Source organism: Mesorhizobium sp. M1406 (assembly GCF_040317555.1).
Lineage (GTDB): Bacteria > Pseudomonadota > Alphaproteobacteria > Rhizobiales > Rhizobiaceae > Mesorhizobium.
Window position 1 is genome coordinate 1 of the sequence record NZ_JAMYKW010000077.1, and the last position, 19,101, is coordinate 19,101.

The following is a 19,101-nucleotide window of genomic DNA, read 5'->3' on the forward strand; positions in this document are numbered from 1 at the left end:
CCCCTTTTGGGGGTTTTTTTGGGGTAATCGGTATTTTGGGGGGGGGTGTCCGGCCTACATCTCTGCGCGAAGCGCCCCCCTCTGGCCTGCCGGCCATCTCCCCCACAAGGGGGGAGATTGGCCAATCGCCGAACGACGACCTCTTGCAGATCGTCCGCAGGGTCGAAGCGCTAGGCTCCTTCCTCGACTCCGAGGACGGCAAAAACCTGCTCGCCGGCACCAAGCGTGCGGCCAACATCCTGGCTGCCGAGGAGAAGAAGAAAACGGTGATTGCCGAGACCGTTGAGCCGGCGCTGTTGCGCGAGAATGCCGAGAAATCTCTGTTTGCGGCGGTGAATCAGGCTGAGAAGCAAGCCGGCGAAGCTGTTCAAAACGATGACTTTTCCGCCGCGCTGCTGGCGCTTAGCGCGCTGCGTGAACCGGTTGATTCATTCTTTGAGCACGTTCTCGTGAATGATGAGGACCAGGCCGTGCGTGCCAACCGCCTGGCGCTGCTCGCCCGCATCCGCGCGGCAACCGGTCAGGTCGCGGATTTCTCGAAGATTGCCGGTTAAGGCGAAGAAAATATTCTTTGCCACCGGCCGTTCGAGCCGGCTTACAGTCATATGACGATGATCTCTCCGTGGCAAAAGGGACATGTTCCCCAACCCCACGGAGGCTTCCATGAATTCCGATCACGACATCGAAGTGACAGAAGAAACCCCGGCTCCCGCCGAGGCGCTTGAATCTGCTTCCGAAACCATCCTCGATCATGCCGCGGCCGCCGCGGTCGAAGCCGCTGACCTGTCGGATGACGACGAAGACGGCGACGATGAAGAAGGTGAAGATGAGGACGAAGACGACGCCGAGGACAGCGTGAAGGCTGAAGGCGAGGACGAAAAGTCCGAAGAAGAAGCTGAAGACGGCGAGTCCGAAGAGGACGACGACAAGGAAGAAGCAGCCTGATTTTTTCAGCTGCCGATCCTATCGATGGCAGGGCGGCGCTGACGCGCCGCCTTTTTCGTCAGTCTTCCCCGATGCCGACTTGTCAGTCGTCCCGGGTGACGGCCCGATCAGTTCTCGAGGATGCTGACGCGCACGCTGTTTTCGTAGACGTCTACCTGGATCAGCGGTTCGCCATTGACGATTGCGCGCTTGGTCGATGAATTCATCGCGCCGCCACGCTCCAGCATGCGTTGCAGATCGGCGCGCTGGCCGTTGGTCCTGAACCAGCGATCACCCTCATCGTCGCTGTCGCGGCGGTGGAATTTGTGCCAGTTGGCGCGGTCCTGCCGCACCATCTGCGCGGCGTTGTCCAGTGCATAGCCGTCACTCGCCTGATGGTCCCGATCGGAAATGCGCGCGACATAAGATCCCAGCATGTCGTCGGCATGAGCTGCGCCACCAAGCAACGACGCCAGCAGAAGCCCGGCCGCGGTGACGATTCCAGATGTTCTCATGATCAACCCCTTTACCCCTAACGATGAAATCCCGTCTGCCAGAGCCGCCTGACGAAATCTAGGCGATGGTATCCAGCGGCGATAAACCGGGATGGGATTTGCCCGGCAATGGTGCGCCGGGCGGCGGACCGCCGTCAAGTCACGCCATCAATGCCAAGGCTATTTGGTATAGCCGTTGGGAGGCAACCGCTGGCCTGCTGCCTGCGCTGGGGCGCTCGGCGGGGTGGACTGGTTCTCAGCGTTCCCCGAGGGGGCCGCGGAGGCGGTGGCTGTTGCCGGCGCCATGCCTGGCGCCGGCGCGGTGCCTGCCGCCGGCGCGACATCTGTCGCGGGTGCAGCGGTTGGCGCCGGTGCCGAGAAGGCGGGACCGGTAACGCCGCCGCGAATGACCATCGGGTCTGGCTGGAAGCCATGCCTGGCCTCGGGCTTGTCCGGAATTGCCGCCACCTTTTCATCGGTGACGCCGGGCTGGGCATCACCGACCGCCACCACCGACTTGGCATCGCTGGCCATAGGTGCGCCCAGCCTGATGACCGACGGTGTCGAGGACGACGCGCCTGGGAAAACGAGAGACGAGGCCTGGGCCCCGCCAGTTGCCGCCGTAAGAATTATACCCAGCAGGATACGCACAGACATGATCACCGCTCCCCTTTGCCCAGAAGCTGCACAATAGCGGACCGGAATTGATACCGGCTTTCGTGGAAGCATAGCATTTTAGGAATTGATAAATCGCCAATTCCCAGACTTGTCCGACAACATCTTGTCGGACGACGCCCTGCCCAACAGCACTTGCCCTAACAGCCGACTTGCCCAACGGCCGCCATCGTACTACGCACCCCCGCATCTGCGAGGTGACGAGAGTGGCTGAAATTCTTGCCGTCGGCGAGGCGATGGAGCAGGCGCTGGCGCTGCTCAGGGGTGGCGATGTCGTCGCCATCCCGACGGAAACCGTCTACGGGCTTGCCGGCGATGCCACCAATGGCATCGGCGTGGCGCGCATCTTCGAAGCCAAGGGACGGCCGCGCTTCAACCCGCTTATCGCCCATGTCGCCGACATGACGATGGCAGAGCGCCTCGCGCGGTTCGATCCTCTGTCGAAGAAGCTGGCGCTGGCATTCTGGCCCGGGCCGCTGACGCTGGTGCTGCCGCAACGGCCCGGCAACGGCATCCATCCGCTGGTCACGGCCGGGCTCGATACGATCGCCTTGCGCATGCCGAGGGGCTTTGGCGGCGACCTGATCGCCAGGCTCGGTCGCCCGCTTGCCGCGCCCAGCGCCAATTCATCCGGCAGGATCAGCGCGACGACCGCGCAAGCGGTGGCAGCCGATCTCGGCGCGCGGATAAAGCTGGTGGTCGATGGCGGCGCGACGCCGGTCGGGCTGGAATCGACCATTGTCAAGGTCGAGGGCGCAACATTGCGGCTGCTGAGGCCCGGTGGCATCGCCGCCGGGGAGATCGAGGCGGCCATCGGCATGGAATTGTTGCGCGGCGGGGCCGCTGGCGTCGAGGCGCCCGGCATGCTTGCCTCGCACTATGCGCCGGGTGCTGCGATGCGGCTCAATGCCGGGACGGTCAGCGAAGGCGAAGCTCTGCTCGGCTTCGGCGGCCAACGGGCGGCAGGCTGGCGACACGCCGCCGCTTTCCTCAATTTATCCGAAACCGGAGACCTGCGCGAAGCGGCGAGCAACCTGTTCGCTTTTATGCAGGAGCTTGACCGCAGCGGCGCGCGGACCATCGCCGTCGAGCCGGTTCCCTTCGACGGCCTGGGCGAGGCGATCAACGACCGGCTTTCGCGTGCCGCCGCCCCTCGTGACAACACGCTGTCCACGACATAGTTTTCCACATGACCGAAAATTCAGCCAAACTGGATCCCGCACTCATTGATCGCTTCGCGGCGATCGTCGGCGACAAATATGCGCTGCGCGACGAGCAGGATATCGCGCCTTACCTCATTGAGCGGCGCGGGCTCTGGCACGGCGTGACATCGCTGGTGTTGCGGCCGGGCAGCGTCGACGAGGTCAGCCGGATCATGCGGCTGGCGACCGAGACAGGCACACCGGTCGTGCCGCAAAGCGGCAACACCGGGCTGGTCGGCGCCCAGGTACCGGACAGGTCCGGTCGCGAGATCATCCTGTCGCTTTCGCGGCTGAACCGCATCCGCGAGATCGATGTCCTGTCGAACACGGTGACGGTCGAGGCCGGCGTCATCCTGCAGACGCTGCAGGAGGCGGCCGATGCCGCCGACCGGCTGTTTCCGCTGTCGCTGGCCGCGCAAGGCTCCTGCCAGATCGGCGGCAACCTGTCGTCCAACGCCGGCGGCACCGGCGTGCTTGCCTATGGCAATGCGCGCGAACTCTGCCTCGGTGTCGAGGTGGTGGTGCCGACGGGTGAGGTGTTCGACGATCTGCGCAAGCTGAAGAAGGACAACACCGGCTACGATCTGAAGAACCTGTTCGTCGGCGCCGAAGGCACGCTCGGGGTCATCACCGCCGCCGTGCTCAAGCTGTTCCCGAAGCCGAAGGGTCGGGACGTCGCCTTCGTCGGCCTGTCGTCGCCCGAAGCCGCGCTCTCCCTGTTCAGCCTGGCGATCGACCGCGCCGGGGCAGCACTGACCGCCTTCGAACTGATCGGCAAGCGGCCATATGATTTCACGCTCGCCCATGCCCAAGGCGTGACGCGGCCGCTGATCGAGGATTGGCCATGGTATGTGCTGATGCAGATCTCGTCCGGCCGTTCATCGGAAGATTCGAGAGCCTTGATCGAGGACGTGCTCTCGGCCGGCCTTGAACAGGAATTCGTCGGCGACGCCGTCATCGCTGCGAGTCTCAGGCAGGGGGATGCATTCTGGAATTTCCGCGAGGTACTGCCCGAGGCGCAGAAACCGGAGGGTGCCTCGATCAAGCACGACATTTCGGTGCCTATCGCGTCGATCCCGCGCTTCATCGAAGAAGCAGCCGCCGCGGTGGCGTCGGTGAGCGCCGGCGCCCGCGTGGTCTGCTTCGGCCATATGGGTGACGGCAATCTCCACTATAACATCTCACGGCCTGTCGACGGCGACGACGAGGCATTTCTTGCCCTCTATCATCCCATGAACAAGGCGGTGCACGACGTCGTGCGCAGCCTGCACGGTTCGATCTCGGCCGAGCACGGCATCGGCCAGTTGAAGCGCGACGAGCTGATCGCCACCGCGCCACCGATAGCGATCGATCTGATGCGCCGGGTGAAGGCCGCCTTCGACCCGGCCGGCATCATGAATCCCGGTAAGGTTATCTGATCCTTTCAACGCCTTGTGGCTGGTGGCATTCCGATAACCATCCCTGAGATCAGCAAAATTTAACCGACTTTCTTAAGCGGGGCGGTAAGGAGCCCGCGCTACTGTCTCCGTACAAACGAGGCTGGAAAAACCGGCCCGGAGAGAACCGGACACCGGCTCTCAGGAGACAGACAGGAAGGCAATCTATGAACACCGGACTGAAGCCAGTCTGGGCGGGACGCAACATGCGTCTCGACCCATTTCGCCTGCCGCAAGTGGTGAGCTACGCGACCCGCGACGACTACGGCGACGTGACCTTCACCATCGACCAGCGTGGCGCCGTGATCCGCCGCATGCTCGAGATGAGCGGCCTGCCCGCGATCGTCGTGCTGCCCGCCAATGCGTTCCGCGGCGTTGCCGCCCGCGCCATGGAGGATCCGGACGGCAATGTCACCGTGACCCTGGAACTCTTGCACAACGATCCGATGCTGTCGGTGCCGCTGCTGGTTGCCGACGATCTCGACGATGTCGCCGCCGACTGGCGCGCCTGGGCCGACGCTTACCGTCTGCCGATGCTGCTGATCGAGTCGGACGGCGTTGCCCGTACCCTGGAAGAATCGCTTGGCGCTGCCATCAAGACGCTGCCGCCGCAGGATCGGCGCAAGGGCCGCGTTTCCCACACGCGTCGCCCGCGCTTCCTCGCCCGCCGCAGGGCTGGCGCCCTCGGTCTCAGGCTGGTCATCGACGGCCAGGAGATCATTTCGCGGGAGTGAGAAGCAGTCCGCGACAGCGGACGAAAAGCCAATTGCTTGGCTTTTCGAGCTTCGAACGCCCTGAGCCTGCGAAGGGCCGGGGCGAGGGACCTAGCGCTAAACCAGCGGCTTCAGCGCCACCCACACAGCGCCGCCGATCAGGCCGAGGAAGATCAGCCAGCCGACCTGGTTGTTCGACCTGAACAGCCGCAGGCATTGGTCCGGATTGTCGATATCCAGAACCGCGATCTGCCGGGCCAGATGGGCGCCGGCGGCGATCAGTCCGGCCAGCGCCACCACCGGCGCCTGCGCCGAGGCGAAGGCGATGGCAAAGCAGATCAGCGCGCCGCCATAGAGCCCTGCCAGCCACGATTTGGTGTTGTCGCCGAACAGGCGTGCCGTCGAGCGCACGCCGACAATGGCGTCATCTTCCTTGTCCTGATGCGCGTAGATCGTGTCGTAGCCGATCACCCACAGGATCGAGCCGATATAGAGCATGATCGCGGGTCCATCGAGATCGCCGAACTCGACCGCCCATCCCATCAGCGCGCCCCAGGAAAAGGCAAGGCCAAGCACCAGTTGCGGCCAGTTGGTTATCCGCTTCATGAACGGATAGATGGCGATGACAGCCAGCGAGCAGATCCCGAGCAGGATGGCGAAGCTGTTGAACTGTATGAGCACCACGAGGCCGACCAGCGCCTGCAGGGCAACAAACAGCCATCCCCGCCGGCGCGTCGCCTTGCCCGACGGCAGCGGCCGCGAGCGTGTGCGCTCGACCTGGTTGTCGATGTCCTGATCGACGAGGTCGTTGTAGGTGCAGCCGGCGCCGCGCATGGCGATGGCGCCGGCCAGGAACAGCACGAGATACCATGGCGTAGGCAGCAGCGACAGCAGCGGGTCGCCGGGGCGCGGATAGGCGCTCGCCGCGAGTGCCGCAGACCACCAGCACGGCCACAGCAGCAGCTGCCAGCCGATCGGCCTGTCCCACCGGGCAAGCTGCGCATAGGGCCATATCGAGCGCGGCAGCACGCGATAGACCCAGTGGCCGTTCGGCGCATCGGCGACACGGCCCTGCGCCGTTTTCGACTGGATAGTTTCCATGTCCATGAAGTGGCAGCAGCGGCGGAAACCGTCAAGCGGCAAGCGTAGGAGTGGTGTCCATCGCCCTTTCACGAAAAGATGTCGCGGGTGGCGAACCAACCCTTCGCCACGTCAATGAAGGACAGCGCCGCATTCGACACACGCTGATGCGTGTCATAGGTGAGCAGGATCCGCTGCATCGGCACCGGATCGGACAGCGGCTTGCAGATCAGCGGCAGCCCGTCATAGCTGCGGTCACCGTGCGGGCGGGTATAGCTGACCGCAACGCCGAAGCCGTTGGCGACCATGCTGCGCTGCAGTTCGAACGAGCTCGTCGTCATGTCGGCCACCGGCGAAAGGCCGCGGCTGCGGAACAGGTCGAGCATGTGCTGCCAGCTGTGCGGCTGGTCCGTCATGATCAGCGGATAGGCGGCAAGATCCGCAAGGCTGACCGACGGGCGATCCGCCAGGGCATGGCCCGCCGGCAACAGCGCATGCGGGTGAAGTTCGCGCAGCAGGATGCGGGCGAAATGCGTCGGCAGGCCGAGATCATAGGTGAGGCCGAGATCGATGGCCGCATCGCCGAGCCGTCTTCCCAGCGTCTCGAAGGTCTCGTCGCGAACGACCACATTGACGGCTGGATAGCGTTCGGAGAAGGCGCGGATCAGGGCCGGCGCGAAGAAAGGTGCCAAGTCCTCGAAGCATCCCAGCACGAGCTCACCGCTGACAGCTGATTTGCTTGAACCCAGGCCGATGAGTTCGTCCGTTTCGGTGAGAACCTGTCTTGCCTTGGCCACGACGGCGCGGCCAAACGATGTCGGTGACACGCCGCTTCCGCGTTGGCGGACGAACAGCTTCTGGCCGAAATTCTTTTCGACCGCGTCGATGGCCACCGAAATCGACGGCTGCGAGACGTTCAGCACCTTTGCCGCGCCGGTGACACTGCCGTGACGCGCCACGGCGACAAGGTAGCGCAACTGCGTAAGGGTCATGTTCATAGGCATACTCTATGTGCTGAATGGAAAGTTATTATTTTACTGAATGAAGGCTGGTTGCGATAGTCGGTTCATTCCAAGAGGAGAACACCATGGCTTCCGCAATCGACACCGAGACGATCGATGCCCAGACAATCGACGCTAAGACGATTGCCGACTATCAGCGTGACGGCGCCGTCTGCATCCGTGGCGCCTTCAAGGGCTGGGTCGACACGATTGCCGCCGGCATCGAGCGCAACATGCGGAACCGCAGCGCCGCCGCATCCGACATCGCCAACGGCCGCGGCAGTTTCTTCGACGACTACTGCAACTGGGAGCGCATTCCCGAATTCGCCGAGGTGGTGCGGAAATCACCGGCCGCCGAACTGGCGGCAGCGGTCATGCGGTCACGCACCGCGCAGTTCTTCCACGACCACGTGCTGGTCAAGGAGCCCGGCACGCAGAAGCCGACGCCCTGGCATCAGGACATCCCCTACTACTTTGTCGATGGCCAGCAGACGGTAAGCTTCTGGATTCCCATCGATCCGGTGAAGGAAGCGACGCTGCGGCTGATCGCCGGTTCGCACAAATGGGACAAGATGATCCTGCCGGTTCGCTGGCTCGACGACAGCAATTTCTATGCCGGCGAGGGCGACTATCTGCCGGTGCCCGATCCCGACAAGGATCCGTCCCTGAAGGTTCTCGAATGGGAAATGGAGCCGGGCGACGCCATCCTGTTCGACTTCAGGACCGCGCACGGCGCGCGCGGCAATCTGACGGCGGCGCGACGCCGGGCGCTGTCGCTGCGATGGGTCGGTGACGATGCGCGCTATGTCGAGCGGCCGGGGCGCACCTCGCCGCCCTATCATGGCCATGGCATGCAGCCGGGACAGAAATTGCGCGAGGACTGGTTTCCGGTCGTCTACCAGGGTTGAGTTCGAGCAGAATATGGGCGCTGTGTTCGGCGCCCATATTCTGCTGGGGATAACGTTCCCGTGCGCAAATTCCGATCAAAGCACCCTGATGCCTTGACCCGTCGTCCAGAGAGCAATAGCGGGTGCTGTAAGAGATCGGCATCAAGAGGTGGCCATGAACGTTCTTCTTCTCGGCTCCGGCGGCCGCGAACATGCGCTCGCCTGGAAGATCGCCGCATCGCCGTTGCTGACCAGGCTTTACGCAGCCCCCGGCAATCCGGGCATTGGCGGCGAGGCCGAACTGGTGAAACTGGATATAGCCGACCATGCCGCTGTAGCCGCGTTCTGCCGGGAGAAAGAAATCGACCTCGTCGTGGTTGGTCCGGAAGGGCCGCTGGTCGCCGGCATTGCCGACGATTTGCGCGCGCAAGGCATTCGTGTCTTCGGCCCATCCAAGGCGGCCGCACGGCTGGAAGGTTCGAAGGGTTTTACCAAGGACCTCTGTGCCCGATACAACATCCCGACCGCTGCCTATGGCCGCTTCGGCGATCTCGCCTCCGCGAAGGCCTATGTCGAGAAGATGGGTGCGCCGATCGTCATCAAGGCTGATGGATTAGCCGCCGGTAAGGGCGTCACCGTCGCCATGACGCTGGATGAGGCGCGGGCCGCACTCGATGGCTGTTTCGACGGTTCCTTCGGTGCCGCTGGCGCGGAGGTGGTGGTCGAGGAGTTCATGACCGGCGAGGAGGCGAGCTTCTTCTGCCTCTGCGACGGTAAGACCGCGCTGCCCTTCGGCACCGCGCAGGATCACAAGCGCGTCGGCGATGGCGACACCGGCCCCAACACCGGCGGCATGGGCGCCTATTCGCCGGCCCCGGTGATGACGCCGGAACTGGTGGAGCGCACCATGCGCGAGATCGTCGAGCCGACCATGCGCGGCATGGCTGAACTTGGTGCGCCCTTTGCCGGCGTGCTGTTCGCCGGGCTGATGATTTCAGACAAGGGGCCGAAGCTGATCGAATACAACACCCGTTTCGGCGATCCGGAATGCCAGGTGCTGATGATGCGGCTGAAGGACGATCTGCTGGTCCTGCTCAATGCGGCAACCGACGGCCAGCTTGCGCATACTTCGGTGCGTTGGCGCGACGAGGCCGCGCTCACCGTGGTGATGGCGGCCAGGGGCTATCCGGGCACGCCGGAAAAGGGGTCGGTCATCCGCGGCGTCGAAGACGCGGCGAGCGACGGCGTTCAGATATTTCACGCCGGTACCGCCATCAACAGCGGCGCGCTGGTTGCCAATGGCGGCCGTGTCCTCAATGTCACGGCGATAGGAAGCACGGTCGGCGAGGCGCAGAGACGAGCCTATGCCGCGCTAGACCGCATCGACTGGCCAGATGGCTTCTGCCGCCGCGACATCGGCTGGCAGGCCGTGGCGCGCGAACAGGCAAACTGAAGATCGCTATTGGAGAGACGGGCAGTCTACCGCTGGCGGCGATCTATCTCGGTCGAAGCGGTGCTGAGCGGATCGGCGACGGCAAAGGCGGCGTTGAGTTGGGCGGGGGAACGCTGTTCGGTCCGCTTCCAGGCGACATACTGGACAATGCCGAAGCCCGGCCGTCGCGGCACCGTCTTCACGACAGGCATGTGGAAACCGTCGCGAAATTTCGTCCAGCGCGTGCCCAGCGCTGGCACCATCTCCTCGAAGGTCGGTGGTGCCGCTACCGACGCATAGGTGATGGTGACGTTGCCTGCGAGGCCGGCTTCGCGTGAGATCGGCAGCGGTATCGAGGCGAGATAGTCGGGCGGCACGTCGATGAGCCCACCTAACGGCCATTGCGCACGCAGCGTGGCGGCATCCGTCGGCGCGACATTGACGTCGATGTCCTTGGGCGTGCCGGCGACCCTGTAAGGGCAGCGAAACCTGCCGCAATTGGCCTGCGCCGAAAACTGCCACAGCGCGTAGCCCTGCCAGTTGCCCATCGGAAAATGCTCGTCGATGTCGTTGATGTAGCGGGCATACCAGAGCGGCAACCGCGACAGGAGCCTGTATCTGTAGCTGTTGTCGGCAATATACCGGGCCGTCTTGCCGTTGGTGTAGATGACCGGGAAGCGGCCGATGCGCCGATGCACCTGGCGCACGAATTCCTCGGCATCGTCGAGCGACATCCATTGCGAAGGATCATTGCCCTCGATGTCGAGAGCCATGAGATCGTCCGGCGCGGGTTCGGCGAAATCGAGGAAATTATTGGCCTGCTCGACCGGATTGCCGGGGCGGGCGAGATGATAGGCGCCCCATTTCAGGCCAAGCGCCTTGGCCACGACCCTGCGCGTCTGGAACAACTCGCGCGTCACCGCGTGGCGTTTCCACAGCGCCTTGCACAGTTTCACCTCGGTGTCGTCGCCGAAACAGAAATAGGGCGGCGGCATGCCGTCGGACGCCTTGTTGATGAAGCCGACCACCCGCTTGTCGGTGGCGAGCTGGGCCCAGTCGATGGAATTGTATTCGTAGGCGTCGACGACCAGGGCGCGATCAGCGTTCTTCCACGGCTCGGAAAAATCCGAGGCCTTTGCCGCCATCGACAGCGCCATCGTCGCCGCGAAAGCGAGAAGCGCTGTGCGGCGAAGGAGGCGCGCCGTCCTTTTCAAACAGGGGATCCCCGTTGATCAAAGACAAATCCTGAACCGCTATGGTTAAGGAAATGCTTTCAAGGCAATGCGGTGCGTCAGTCGAACAGCTTCAACGCCGTCGCTACCGATAGGAACATCGACAATGGGTGGCCTTGAAATGGCGTGAAACCATGTTTGCGATAGAAAGCCGCAGCCTTGTCGTCCTTGGCGTCGACGATCAGCGCGAAGCAGGCAGGAGCAGCTTGAGCGCAGCGCCGGAGCGCATCCACGATCAATATCGATCCAACTCGTTGTCCCTGATATCGGGTATCGACTGCCAACCTTCCGATCAATATGGCGGGCAGGACTGGATAACGCGGTAGGCGTTTTGTCAGGTCTTGTGGCAGCGAAGCTATGGGCACGCTTGACGCTGCAAGAGTGTAATATCCGGCAATGAGATCGACATCACGGTCTGCGGCGACAAAGCAGTTGCTGACTCGGCGTTTGACGTCCTGGCTCGCCTGCTCGCGTAGATAGTGGTCGAGTGCCAGCACGCCACAACTGAATGCCTTACGATCATACGATCCGCCCAGCGGCTCGATGATCAGGTCTAGACTCACCGGGATTCGACGACAAGTCGCTTGTAGGCGTCGGCAGCTTTGCGCAGCGCTTCATTGGGTTCGCGTGGATTGAGAATGGCTTCTACCAGAGCGTGCTGATCCTCGATGGACAGGCGGATGATAGCAGTCTCCTCAATGGTGCGTTGTGCAGCTTCCTGCGCTGCGGAGACCACGAAGTCGCTGACGCTGCGGCCCTGGATTTCGGCCGCACGTTTCACCACACTCAGCATATCCGGTGAGATCCGAGCTTCGAGACGGGCGGTACGGGTCTGTTGGTTTGGCATCACGATCACCTCTAAGACGATATGTACGGGTTTTGACCGTACATATCAAGCGCTGCGTTCAGCGTTGCGTGAATGGCTGAACCTCAAACGGGTCAGGCGCTGGTTCTTGCCGCAACGTGCCATCGGCCGCGCGTTTGCGGTGGTGGGCCAGCGAGCATTGCGGCGAGCACAATATGCCGCGATTCGACCAGTAGGCGGCGCCGTTCTCGATCTTGCCCTGATAATACCAGAATCCCTCCGACCGGTAGGGTAGGCGCATTCGATGCAGCGATAGGCGTCGGGTCTAGCGAGCATGAGACATCTGGGTCGATGGTTTGTGCTCGATCGAATCTAATGCATGCGGGCGCGATTGCAAAATCAGCGTGACAAAATTTGACGTTTACGTAAAAAGAAGAAGAGAGACTGACCAAAGGGCGGATGGTTTTGCAGCGGCACCGGCTCTAGGGTTGGCAGGGCCGATGCATCAGGAGGAGCGAGCGGCATGTATCAGGCACCGGTCGAGGATATCGCGTTCACCCTGAAGCACGTGTCGGGCATGAAATCCGCCCTCGACGCCGGCAGGTTCGGCGATCTCGGCGAGGATCTGGTCGATGCCGTCCTGGGTGAGGCTGGCCGTTTCGCCACCGAGGAGGTGGCACCGCTCTACAAGATCGGCGACGAACACGGTGCGGTGCTGAAGGGTGCCGCCGTCACCACGCCGCCCGGCTGGAAGGAGCTCTATCGCCGCTGGATCGACGGCGGCTGGAACGCGCTCTCCGGGCCTGAAGCCTATGGCGGCCAGGCGCTGCCGACCATGCTTGGCGTGGCGGCGCTCGAAATGTGGAACTCCGCCGCCATGGCCTTCGGCATCGGTCCAACGCTGACCATGGGCGCGGTCGAAGCGCTCGACAAACACGCCTCCGAAGACCTCAAGGCAAAATATCTCGAAAAGCTCGTGTCCGGCGAATGGATGGGCACGATGAACCTGACCGAGCCGCAGGCCGGCTCGGACCTCAATGCCTTGCGCGCTCGCGCCGAACCGGCGGGTGATGGCACCTACCGTATCTTCGGCCAAAAAATCTTCATCACCTATGGCGAGCACGATTTCACCGACAACATCATCCACCTTGTGCTGGCGCGGCTGCCCGATGCGCCGGCCGGCACGCGCGGCATCTCGCTGTTCCTGGTGCCGAAATTCCTGGTCGGCGACGATGGCTCGCTCGGTGCCCGCAATGACGTCTTCTGTTCCGGCCTCGAGCACAAGCTCGGCATCCATGCCTCGCCGACCTGCACCATGATCTATGGTGACGGCTTCCAGGGCGCCAAGCCGGGTGCCGTCGGATGGCTGATCGGCGAGGAGAACAAAGGCCTCGCCTGCATGTTCACCATGATGAACAATGCGCGGCTTTGTGTCGGCATGCAGGGCGTCGCGGTCGCGGAAGCCGCGACCCAGAAGGCGATAGCCTATGCCAACGAGCGCCGGCAAGGCAAAGCGGCAAGCTACGCTGGTGCCGGCATGGCGCCCATCGTCCATCACCCCGACGTGCAGCGCAATCTCCTGACCATGAAGGCGCTGACGCAGATCGCGCGGGCGATCAGCTATTCCTGTGCCCACGCCATCGACCTGGCCCGCGTCTCGGACGGCGACGAGGCGGCGCACTGGCGCGACCGTGCCAATCTGCTGACGCCGCTGGCCAAGGCTTTCTCGACCGATGTCGGCGTCGAGGTTGCGTCGCTCGGCGTCCAGGTGCATGGCGGCATGGGCTTCATCGAGGAGACGGGCGCGGCCGCCTTCTACCGCGATGCGCGCATCGCGCCGATCTATGAGGGCACCAACGGCATCCAGGCGATCGATCTGGTCATGCGCAAGCTGTCGCTCGGCGGCGGCGACCATGTGCATGGTTATATCGATGAACTGGCAGCGGTGGCAGGAGCGGTGCGAACCTCGAACCTGCAGGGTTTCGGCCGCACCGCCGATGCTCTCGACGCAGCATTTGCCGATCTGACGCAAGCGACCCGCTTCCTGCAAAAACTGGCGGCCGACGGCCGCTCGGACGAGGCGCTGGCGGGTGCTACGCCCTATCTCAGGCTGATCTCGCTGGCCGCCGGCGGCGCCTATCTGGCGCGGGGCGCTCTTGCCGATCAAAGCCGTATTCCCCTTTGCCGCTTCTTCGCCGAAAACCTGCTCGGCGAGGTCAGTGCCTTGAAGGAGCGCGTCGTCGATGGCGCCGAGAGCCTCGCCCTAGCCGGCAAGACGCTCATTTCTGCCTGACGTTCACAAGGAAAACATCGTGACAGACCATATCCTCGTCGAGCGCCAGGGCGCCATCCAGATCATCCGCATGAACCGGCCGGACAAGAAGAACGCGCTGACGCGCGCCATGTATGCGAAAATGTCAAACACCCTGGCCGAGGGCGACGCCGATCCAGCGATCCACGTCCATGTGTTCCTCGGCGTGCCCGGCGCCTTCTCCTCCGGCAACGATCTCGCCGATTTCATGGTCGTCGCCACCGGCGGCGATGGCGGCACCGAGGTCTGGGACTTCCTGATGGCGCTGGCCAGGGTCGAGAAGCCCATCGTCTCCGGCGTCGACGGCATCGCGGTCGGCATCGGCACGACGCTCAACCTGCATTGCGACCTGACCTTCGCCACGCCGCGCACCGTTTTCAGGACGCCTTTCGTCGATCTCGGCCTGGTGCCGGAGGCGGGATCGAGCCTTTTGGCGCCGAGAATCCTGGGACAGCAGGGCGCGTTTGCGCTGCTCGGCCTCGGCGAGGGCTTTTCGGCCGAACGGGCGAAGGCCGCCGGCCTGATCTACGAGGTGGTCGAGGAAGCAGCACTTGAAGCCGCGGTGCTGGCGGCCGCCGGCCAGATCGCGGCCAAGCCGCCGCAGGCGCTGAAGATCGCGCGCGACCTGATGCGCGGCTCGCGCGACGATCTCCTCGCCCGCATCGGCGAGGAAAGCGAGCATTTTCGCGAGCGGCTGAAGTCGGATGAGGCGCGCGCGGCGCTCACGGCGTTCATGACGAGAAAGAAGGCCTGAGCCTCTCTTTCAGGGGTAAAGCCTCGTCTTGTCCCAGCCGCCTTTCGCATCGCGGGAAAAGACCACGCGGTCGTGCAGCCGGAACGGCCTGTCGTGCCAGAATTCGATCGTCCGCGGGACGATGCGAAAGCCCGACCAGTGCTTTGGCCTAGGGATTTCGCCGATCGCATGGCGCGCCGTGTATTCGGCCACCGCCTTCTCCAGGGCGAAACGGCTTTCCAGCGGTCGCGACTGTTTCGAGGCCCAGGCGCCGATGCGGCTGCCGCGAGGCCGCGTTGCGTAATAGGCATCGGCCTCGGCGTCGCTGACGATCTCGACCGGTCCGCGAATGCGCACCTGTCGGCGCAGCGATTTCCAATGGAAGCACATCGCCGCCTTCATGCTGCCAAGAATTTCCTGGCCCTTGGCGCTCTCGAAATTCGTATAGAAGACAAACCCGCTTTCATCGAACCCCTTGAGCAGTACCATGCGCACGTTCGGCATGCCGTCGGCGTCGACGGTCGCCAGCGCCACGCCGTTGGGATCGTTCATTTCGCTCTTCGTGGCGTCCTCCAGCCATGCGGCAAAGAGGCGAAACGGCTCCGCGGCCTCGGTAAAGTCACCGCTTGTTAACTCTGTGTCACTCATAGTTTTTCTCAATTTGTCACGAAGCCCAGAATTTTTTACGAAGCCCAGATTTTCAAGAAGCAGGGGGAGGTTGCCGATTGTCGCGTATCGCGCAAGCTTTTGACAGCAGGCAATGGGGCGTTATCGCTTCGGCCAGCACGAAAGTCGCGATCGTGGCGTTCGCCTTGCCGCTTGCCGCCTGTGGCGCCGGTGGCTTCAGCCTGGAAAAGGCCGAAGTCGACCGCTCGATCCTGACCAGCAGCACATCGGCCTCGGCCGCGCCGGCCAATTTGGATCGCGACTCCGACCAGACGACGATCGGCAACGCGGTGTCCTCGGCCGACATCGAGCAGCTCGGCGGGCAGGCCGTGCCGTGGGCCAATGCCGGTACCGGGTCACGCGGTTCCATCACCGGGCTGGCCGAATTGAAGGACAACGGCCAGACATGCCGCCGTTTCAAGGTCTCGCGCGAGAGCTTTGACGGCGTCGCCATGTTCGAGGGCGAACTGTGCCTCGCCAGCGCCGGCGGCTGGCGCATGCAGGACTTCAAGGCGCTCTGAGCTTGATCCGAGAGTCGATCGGGTCGGCTCGGTGGGTCTTTTCGCCGGCCGCTGCGTCGCCAATCTTGCCGATATCCCGATATCGGCTGCGATCGGCTCCTTCCGGACCGACAAAAATCCCTCGCCAATCCTCAACCGCCGACTTTCGGATCAAGCTCTGATTTTCCGCTTTTGATATGCTGCTCCAGCACTGGAATTTCTTCCTATGCGAGCGCATATAGGGGGCAACCAGAGACTCAACTCTTCTCCAGGGCAGTAAGCATGCGCGACCCCTATGAGGTGCTGGGCGTTGCCAAGAACGCATCGGCCAAGGACATAAAATCGGCGTATCGGAAACTCGCCAAGAAGCATCATCCGGATCAGAATCCGAATGATCCCAAGGCGAAGGACCGTTTTGCCGCGGCCAACCAGGCCTACGAGATCGTCGGCGACGAGAAGAATCGCGCCGCTTTCGATCGCGGCGAGATCGACGCCGACGGCAAGCCGCGATTCCAGGGCTTCGAGGGCGCTGCCGGTGGCGGCGATCCCTTCGGCGGATTTCGCCGGCAGCAAGGTCCGGGCGGTTCGCGATTCGAATTCCGCTCCGGCCGCCCGGGCGGCGATCCGTTCGACGGCAACAGCGACATCTTCAGCCAGATATTCGGCGATGCCTTTTCGGGCGCGCGCGGTGCCGGCACGGGCGATCGCCGTCAGCCGGCGACCGCTGCCGACCTGAATGTGACGCTCGACGTGACCATCGAGGAAGCGGCGACCGCCGAAAAGGTGACGGCGATGTTCCCTGACGGCCGCAAGGTGGCGGTGAAGCTGCCGGTCTATGTCGAGGACGGCCAGACCATCCGTCTGAAGGGGCAGGGCGAGCAAGGGCCAGGCCAGCCGGGCGACGCGCTGGTCAAGATCCATCTGCGCCGCCACCCGCGCTACCGCATCGAGGGCCGCGACCTGCACGCCGATCTGCCGGTGGCACTGGCGGATGCGGTGCTCGGCGCCAAGGTGCCGGTCGATACGCCGACCGGCCGGCTCGCGGTCAACATCCCTGCTTGGTCGAGCTCGGACAAGGTCCTGCGGCTGAAGGGCAGGGGCCTGCCGGAAAAGGCCGGCGGCCACGGCGATCTCTACGCCCATGTGCGGATCATGCTGCCGGAGGGCGGCGATAGCGCGCTCGAAACGCTGTTGCGCGGCCAAAAAGGCTGATCGACGGCTTTTGTCCCCTGAACTGTCCGGTTTGAGCGCTTGAAGGGGCTCTGTGCCTGTGCGATAGGGCACTCCACAAAGCAGAAACCTTGCGGAGAGCGCTCACATGGCGGGTGGACAGGGCCTAATGGCCGGCAAGCGCGGCCTTATTCTTGGCGTCGCCAACAACAGATCGATCGCCTACGGCATCGCCAAGTCGTGCGTCGATCATGGCGCCGAGATCGCGCTGACCTATCAGGGCGAGGCGTTCAAGAAGCGTGTCGAGCCGCTGGCGGCGGAATTGGGCGCTTTTGTCGCCGGCCATTGCGACGTCACCGATCCGGCGAGCCTCGACGAGGTTTTCGCCAATGTCGCCAGGCATTGGGGCAAGCTTGATTTCCTCGTCCACGCCATTGCCTTCTCCGACAAGGACGAGCTGACCGGCCGCTATGTCGAGACGACGCGCGACAATTTCCTGCGCACCATGGACATTTCGGTCTACTCCTTCACCACCATTGCCAAGCGCGCCGAGGCGCTGATGACCAATGGCGGGTCGCTGCTGACGCTGACCTATTACGGCGCCGAAAAGGTGATGCCGCACTATAACGTCATGGGTGTCGCCAAGGCGGCGCTCGAGGCCAGCGTGCGCTACCTGGCCGTCGACCTCGGCGCCAAGAAGATCCGCGTCAACGCCATCTCGGCTGGCCCGATCAAGACGCTGGCCGCTTCCGGCATAGGCGATTTCCGCTACATCCTGAAGTGGAACGAGTACAATTCGCCGCTGAAGCAAACGGTGACGCAGGAGGAAGTCGGCGATTCCGGCGTCTACTTCCTGTCCGACCTGTCGCGCGGCGTCACCGGTGAAGTGCATCACGTCGATTCGGGCTACCACGTCGTCGGCATGAAGGCGGTCGACGCGCCCGACATTTCGACGGTCAAGGACTAACCGCCAACCGTCGTCCGTCCCGATCCCGCACCGGAAGACTTGATGTATCCGCTGGTTTATATCGCGCGCCACGGCCAAACCGCGTGGAACGCCGAATTCCGGCTTCAGGGGCAGGCCGACACCGATCTCAACGCTCTTGGCCGCGAACAGGCGACCGGAAACGGCCAGCGGCTCGCCGGACTGGTCCAAAATTCCTGGGAATTCGACTTCGTCGCCAGCCCGATGAAACGGACGCGCGAAACGATGCAGCGGGTCCGCGCCGCGATGAAGCTCGATCCGGATGCCTATCGAACCGACCCGCGCCTCGTCGAAGTCAATTTCGGCGATTGGCAGGGATTTACCTTTGCCGAGCTTGAGACACGGTATCCCGGAGCGAGCAGGACGCGCGCGCTGGACAAATGGAACTTTCAGCCGCCGGGCAAAGGCGCGGAGAGTTACCAGATGCTGCTCGAACGGGTGGGGCCCTGCTTCGACGCGATCCAACGCCCGACGATCTGCGTGACCCATGGCGGCGTCATGCGCGCCTTGTTTCGCTTCGTTCTGGGACTGGCCGAGGACGAGGCAGCGAACCTGGACATACCGCACGATCGCCTGCTCAAGCTCGAAGGCAAGAGCCTGGAGTGGCTGTAAGCCACTGAATGCATGTTACCCAAAATGGGGGAATGACATGCGCAAAATCAATGACCCGAAGCGCGTCGCCTGAATCCGTTCGAACGCGACGCGCTTAGAGGTGCGGAACCATCGCTCCGATCTTGGCAGAAAGCCTTAATTCGCCGAGCTGTCCGGCAGTTCCATGTCGGTGACGACGTTTTCGCCATTGGTCACGTCGTAGGCGATGACGATGTCCATGCCCGGCTTCAGCGCGTCGAGATC

At 63.3% G+C, this 19,101-nt stretch carries 22 protein-coding genes and 1 pseudogene; 13 read left to right on the plus strand and 10 right to left on the minus strand.

Going from position 1 to position 19,101, the window contains the following annotated elements; genetic code table 11:
• Together NKH03_RS30975 and NKH03_RS30980 are read left to right on the plus strand one after the other, a co-directional pair.
• The coding region (locus NKH03_RS30975) for a DALR anticodon-binding domain-containing protein (RefSeq protein WP_352972672.1) at positions 1–554 on the plus strand (554 nt) is incomplete at its 5' end.
• Positions 555–663: 109 nt separating this feature from the next.
• Complete coding sequence (locus tag NKH03_RS30980; protein ID WP_352870363.1) at positions 664–945, plus strand: ATPase; 282 nt, start codon at positions 664–666, stop codon at positions 943–945.
• A 107-nt stretch (positions 946–1,052) separates the two neighbouring features.
• Here the strand turns inward: NKH03_RS30980 and NKH03_RS30985 are convergent, their stop codons facing one another.
• Both NKH03_RS30985 and NKH03_RS30990 read right to left on the minus strand, forming a co-directional pair.
• Positions 1,053–1,439 carry a hypothetical protein gene (locus tag NKH03_RS30985; protein WP_352870362.1) on the minus strand — a complete coding sequence of 129 codons (387 nt, stop codon included), beginning with the start codon at positions 1,437–1,439 and terminating at the stop codon, positions 1,053–1,055.
• Positions 1,440–1,598: 159 nt separating this feature from the next.
• The gene (locus tag NKH03_RS30990; protein ID WP_352870361.1) at positions 1,599–2,075 is read right to left on the minus strand and encodes a hypothetical protein; all 477 of its coding nucleotides are present in this window, start codon (positions 2,073–2,075) and stop codon (positions 1,599–1,601) included.
• A 224-nt stretch (positions 2,076–2,299) separates the two neighbouring features.
• Between NKH03_RS30990 and NKH03_RS30995 the strand changes: the two genes are divergently transcribed.
• The 3 genes from NKH03_RS30995 to NKH03_RS31005 all read left to right on the plus strand — a co-directional run bounded on the left by NKH03_RS30995 (position 2,300) and on the right by NKH03_RS31005 (position 5,465).
• Positions 2,300–3,274, plus strand: a complete 975-nt coding sequence (locus NKH03_RS30995; RefSeq protein WP_352870360.1) for an L-threonylcarbamoyladenylate synthase — start codon at positions 2,300–2,302, stop codon at positions 3,272–3,274.
• A gap of 8 nt (positions 3,275–3,282) precedes the next feature.
• Positions 3,283–4,713: an FAD-binding oxidoreductase gene (locus NKH03_RS31000; RefSeq protein ID WP_352870359.1), complete on the plus strand. Its 1,431-nt coding sequence runs from the start codon at positions 3,283–3,285 to the stop codon at positions 4,711–4,713.
• 185 nt (positions 4,714–4,898) lie between these two features.
• The gene (locus NKH03_RS31005; RefSeq protein WP_352870358.1) at positions 4,899–5,465 is read left to right on the plus strand and encodes a DUF6101 family protein; all 567 of its coding nucleotides are present in this window, start codon (positions 4,899–4,901) and stop codon (positions 5,463–5,465) included.
• Positions 5,466–5,561: 96 nt separating this feature from the next.
• Here the strand turns inward: NKH03_RS31005 and ubiA are convergent, their stop codons facing one another.
• The gene (ubiA, locus tag NKH03_RS31010; RefSeq protein WP_352870406.1) at positions 5,562–6,545 is read right to left on the minus strand and encodes a 4-hydroxybenzoate octaprenyltransferase; all 984 of its coding nucleotides are present in this window, start codon (positions 6,543–6,545) and stop codon (positions 5,562–5,564) included.
• Positions 6,546–6,613: 68 nt separating this feature from the next.
• The gene (locus NKH03_RS31015; RefSeq protein WP_352870357.1) at positions 6,614–7,522 is read right to left on the minus strand and encodes a LysR family transcriptional regulator; all 909 of its coding nucleotides are present in this window, start codon (positions 7,520–7,522) and stop codon (positions 6,614–6,616) included.
• An 89-nt stretch (positions 7,523–7,611) separates the two neighbouring features.
• On the opposite strand from NKH03_RS31015, the gene NKH03_RS31020 reads away from it, so the two are divergent.
• Together NKH03_RS31020 and purD are read left to right on the plus strand one after the other, a co-directional pair.
• Positions 7,612–8,433, plus strand: a complete 822-nt coding sequence (locus tag NKH03_RS31020; RefSeq protein WP_352870356.1) for a phytanoyl-CoA dioxygenase family protein — start codon at positions 7,612–7,614, stop codon at positions 8,431–8,433.
• Between the two features lie 154 nt (positions 8,434–8,587).
• Positions 8,588–9,865, plus strand: coding sequence for a phosphoribosylamine--glycine ligase (gene purD / locus NKH03_RS31025; RefSeq protein WP_352870355.1), 1,278 nt, complete (start codon positions 8,588–8,590; stop codon positions 9,863–9,865).
• A 26-nt stretch (positions 9,866–9,891) separates the two neighbouring features.
• Here the strand turns inward: purD and NKH03_RS31030 are convergent, their stop codons facing one another.
• The 4 genes and pseudogenes from NKH03_RS31030 to NKH03_RS31045 all read right to left on the minus strand — a co-directional run bounded on the left by NKH03_RS31030 (position 9,892) and on the right by NKH03_RS31045 (position 12,217).
• Positions 9,892–11,001, minus strand: coding sequence for a glycoside hydrolase family 25 protein (locus tag NKH03_RS31030; protein WP_502913572.1), 1,110 nt, complete (start codon positions 10,999–11,001; stop codon positions 9,892–9,894).
• A 134-nt stretch (positions 11,002–11,135) separates the two neighbouring features.
• The gene (locus NKH03_RS31035; protein WP_352870354.1) at positions 11,136–11,639 is read right to left on the minus strand and encodes a GNAT family N-acetyltransferase; all 504 of its coding nucleotides are present in this window, start codon (positions 11,637–11,639) and stop codon (positions 11,136–11,138) included.
• Positions 11,636–11,923, minus strand: coding sequence for a type II toxin-antitoxin system TacA family antitoxin (locus NKH03_RS31040; protein ID WP_352972676.1), 288 nt, complete (start codon positions 11,921–11,923; stop codon positions 11,636–11,638). Before NKH03_RS31040 ends, NKH03_RS31035 begins: the two co-directional genes overlap by 4 nt.
• Positions 11,924–11,981: 58 nt before the next feature.
• A pseudogene (locus NKH03_RS31045) lies at positions 11,982–12,217 on the minus strand (hypothetical protein).
• Positions 12,218–12,404: 187 nt separating this feature from the next.
• On the opposite strand from NKH03_RS31045, the gene NKH03_RS31050 reads away from it, so the two are divergent.
• Both NKH03_RS31050 and NKH03_RS31055 read left to right on the plus strand, forming a co-directional pair.
• The gene (locus NKH03_RS31050) at positions 12,405–14,174 is read left to right on the plus strand and encodes an acyl-CoA dehydrogenase family protein (RefSeq protein ID WP_352972678.1); all 1,770 of its coding nucleotides are present in this window, start codon (positions 12,405–12,407) and stop codon (positions 14,172–14,174) included.
• Between the two features lie 19 nt (positions 14,175–14,193).
• Positions 14,194–14,946 (plus strand): crotonase/enoyl-CoA hydratase family protein, encoded by a 753-nt coding sequence (locus NKH03_RS31055; protein WP_352870352.1) that lies wholly within the window; start codon positions 14,194–14,196, stop codon positions 14,944–14,946.
• 9 nt (positions 14,947–14,955) lie between these two features.
• Here the strand turns inward: NKH03_RS31055 and pdxH are convergent, their stop codons facing one another.
• Positions 14,956–15,573, minus strand: a complete 618-nt coding sequence (gene pdxH, locus NKH03_RS31060) for a pyridoxamine 5'-phosphate oxidase (RefSeq protein ID WP_352870351.1) — start codon at positions 15,571–15,573, stop codon at positions 14,956–14,958.
• A gap of 77 nt (positions 15,574–15,650) precedes the next feature.
• Between pdxH and NKH03_RS31065 the strand changes: the two genes are divergently transcribed.
• The 4 genes from NKH03_RS31065 to NKH03_RS31080 all read left to right on the plus strand — a co-directional run bounded on the left by NKH03_RS31065 (position 15,651) and on the right by NKH03_RS31080 (position 18,858).
• Positions 15,651–16,112 (plus strand): RT0821/Lpp0805 family surface protein, encoded by a 462-nt coding sequence (locus tag NKH03_RS31065; RefSeq protein WP_352870350.1) that lies wholly within the window; start codon positions 15,651–15,653, stop codon positions 16,110–16,112.
• A gap of 261 nt (positions 16,113–16,373) precedes the next feature.
• Positions 16,374–17,303, plus strand: a complete 930-nt coding sequence (locus NKH03_RS31070; RefSeq protein WP_352870349.1) for a DnaJ C-terminal domain-containing protein — start codon at positions 16,374–16,376, stop codon at positions 17,301–17,303.
• Positions 17,304–17,409: 106 nt separating this feature from the next.
• The gene (fabI, locus tag NKH03_RS31075; RefSeq protein WP_128288839.1) at positions 17,410–18,228 is read left to right on the plus strand and encodes an enoyl-ACP reductase FabI; all 819 of its coding nucleotides are present in this window, start codon (positions 17,410–17,412) and stop codon (positions 18,226–18,228) included.
• A 42-nt stretch (positions 18,229–18,270) separates the two neighbouring features.
• Positions 18,271–18,858, plus strand: a complete 588-nt coding sequence (locus NKH03_RS31080) for a histidine phosphatase family protein (protein WP_352870348.1) — start codon at positions 18,271–18,273, stop codon at positions 18,856–18,858.
• Between the two features lie 135 nt (positions 18,859–18,993).
• Here the strand turns inward: NKH03_RS31080 and NKH03_RS31085 are convergent.
• Positions 18,994–19,101 (minus strand): DUF1344 domain-containing protein (locus NKH03_RS31085; protein WP_352972680.1); only part of this gene is annotated, 108 nt, incomplete at its 5' end.

Coding starts and splice junctions, on each gene's coding strand:
- ubiA (WP_352870406.1), bottom strand. CDS start 6,545: ATGGAAACTATCCAGTCGAAAACGGCGCAGGGCCGTGTCGCCGATGCG.
- NKH03_RS31050 (WP_352972678.1), top strand. CDS start 12,405: ATGTATCAGGCACCGGTCGAGGATATCGCGTTCACCCTGAAGCACGTG.
- NKH03_RS30980 (WP_352870363.1), top strand. CDS start 664: ATGAATTCCGATCACGACATCGAAGTGACAGAAGAAACCCCGGCTCCC.
- fabI (WP_128288839.1), top strand. CDS start 17,410: ATGGCGGGTGGACAGGGCCTAATGGCCGGCAAGCGCGGCCTTATTCTT.
- NKH03_RS31070 (WP_352870349.1), top strand. CDS start 16,374: ATGCGCGACCCCTATGAGGTGCTGGGCGTTGCCAAGAACGCATCGGCC.
- NKH03_RS31040 (WP_352972676.1), bottom strand. CDS start 11,923: ATGCCAAACCAACAGACCCGTACCGCCCGTCTCGAAGCTCGGATCTCA.
- pdxH (WP_352870351.1), bottom strand. CDS start 15,573: ATGAGTGACACAGAGTTAACAAGCGGTGACTTTACCGAGGCCGCGGAG.
- purD (WP_352870355.1), top strand. CDS start 8,588: ATGAACGTTCTTCTTCTCGGCTCCGGCGGCCGCGAACATGCGCTCGCC.
- NKH03_RS31015 (WP_352870357.1), bottom strand. CDS start 7,522: ATGAACATGACCCTTACGCAGTTGCGCTACCTTGTCGCCGTGGCGCGT.
- NKH03_RS30990 (WP_352870361.1), bottom strand. CDS start 2,075: ATGTCTGTGCGTATCCTGCTGGGTATAATTCTTACGGCGGCAACTGGC.
- NKH03_RS31005 (WP_352870358.1), top strand. CDS start 4,899: ATGAACACCGGACTGAAGCCAGTCTGGGCGGGACGCAACATGCGTCTC.
- NKH03_RS31030 (WP_502913572.1), bottom strand. CDS start 11,001: ATGGCGCTGTCGATGGCGGCAAAGGCCTCGGATTTTTCCGAGCCGTGG.
- NKH03_RS30985 (WP_352870362.1), bottom strand. CDS start 1,439: ATGAGAACATCTGGAATCGTCACCGCGGCCGGGCTTCTGCTGGCGTCG.
- NKH03_RS31000 (WP_352870359.1), top strand. CDS start 3,283: ATGACCGAAAATTCAGCCAAACTGGATCCCGCACTCATTGATCGCTTC.
- NKH03_RS31080 (WP_352870348.1), top strand. CDS start 18,271: ATGTATCCGCTGGTTTATATCGCGCGCCACGGCCAAACCGCGTGGAAC.
- NKH03_RS31020 (WP_352870356.1), top strand. CDS start 7,612: ATGGCTTCCGCAATCGACACCGAGACGATCGATGCCCAGACAATCGAC.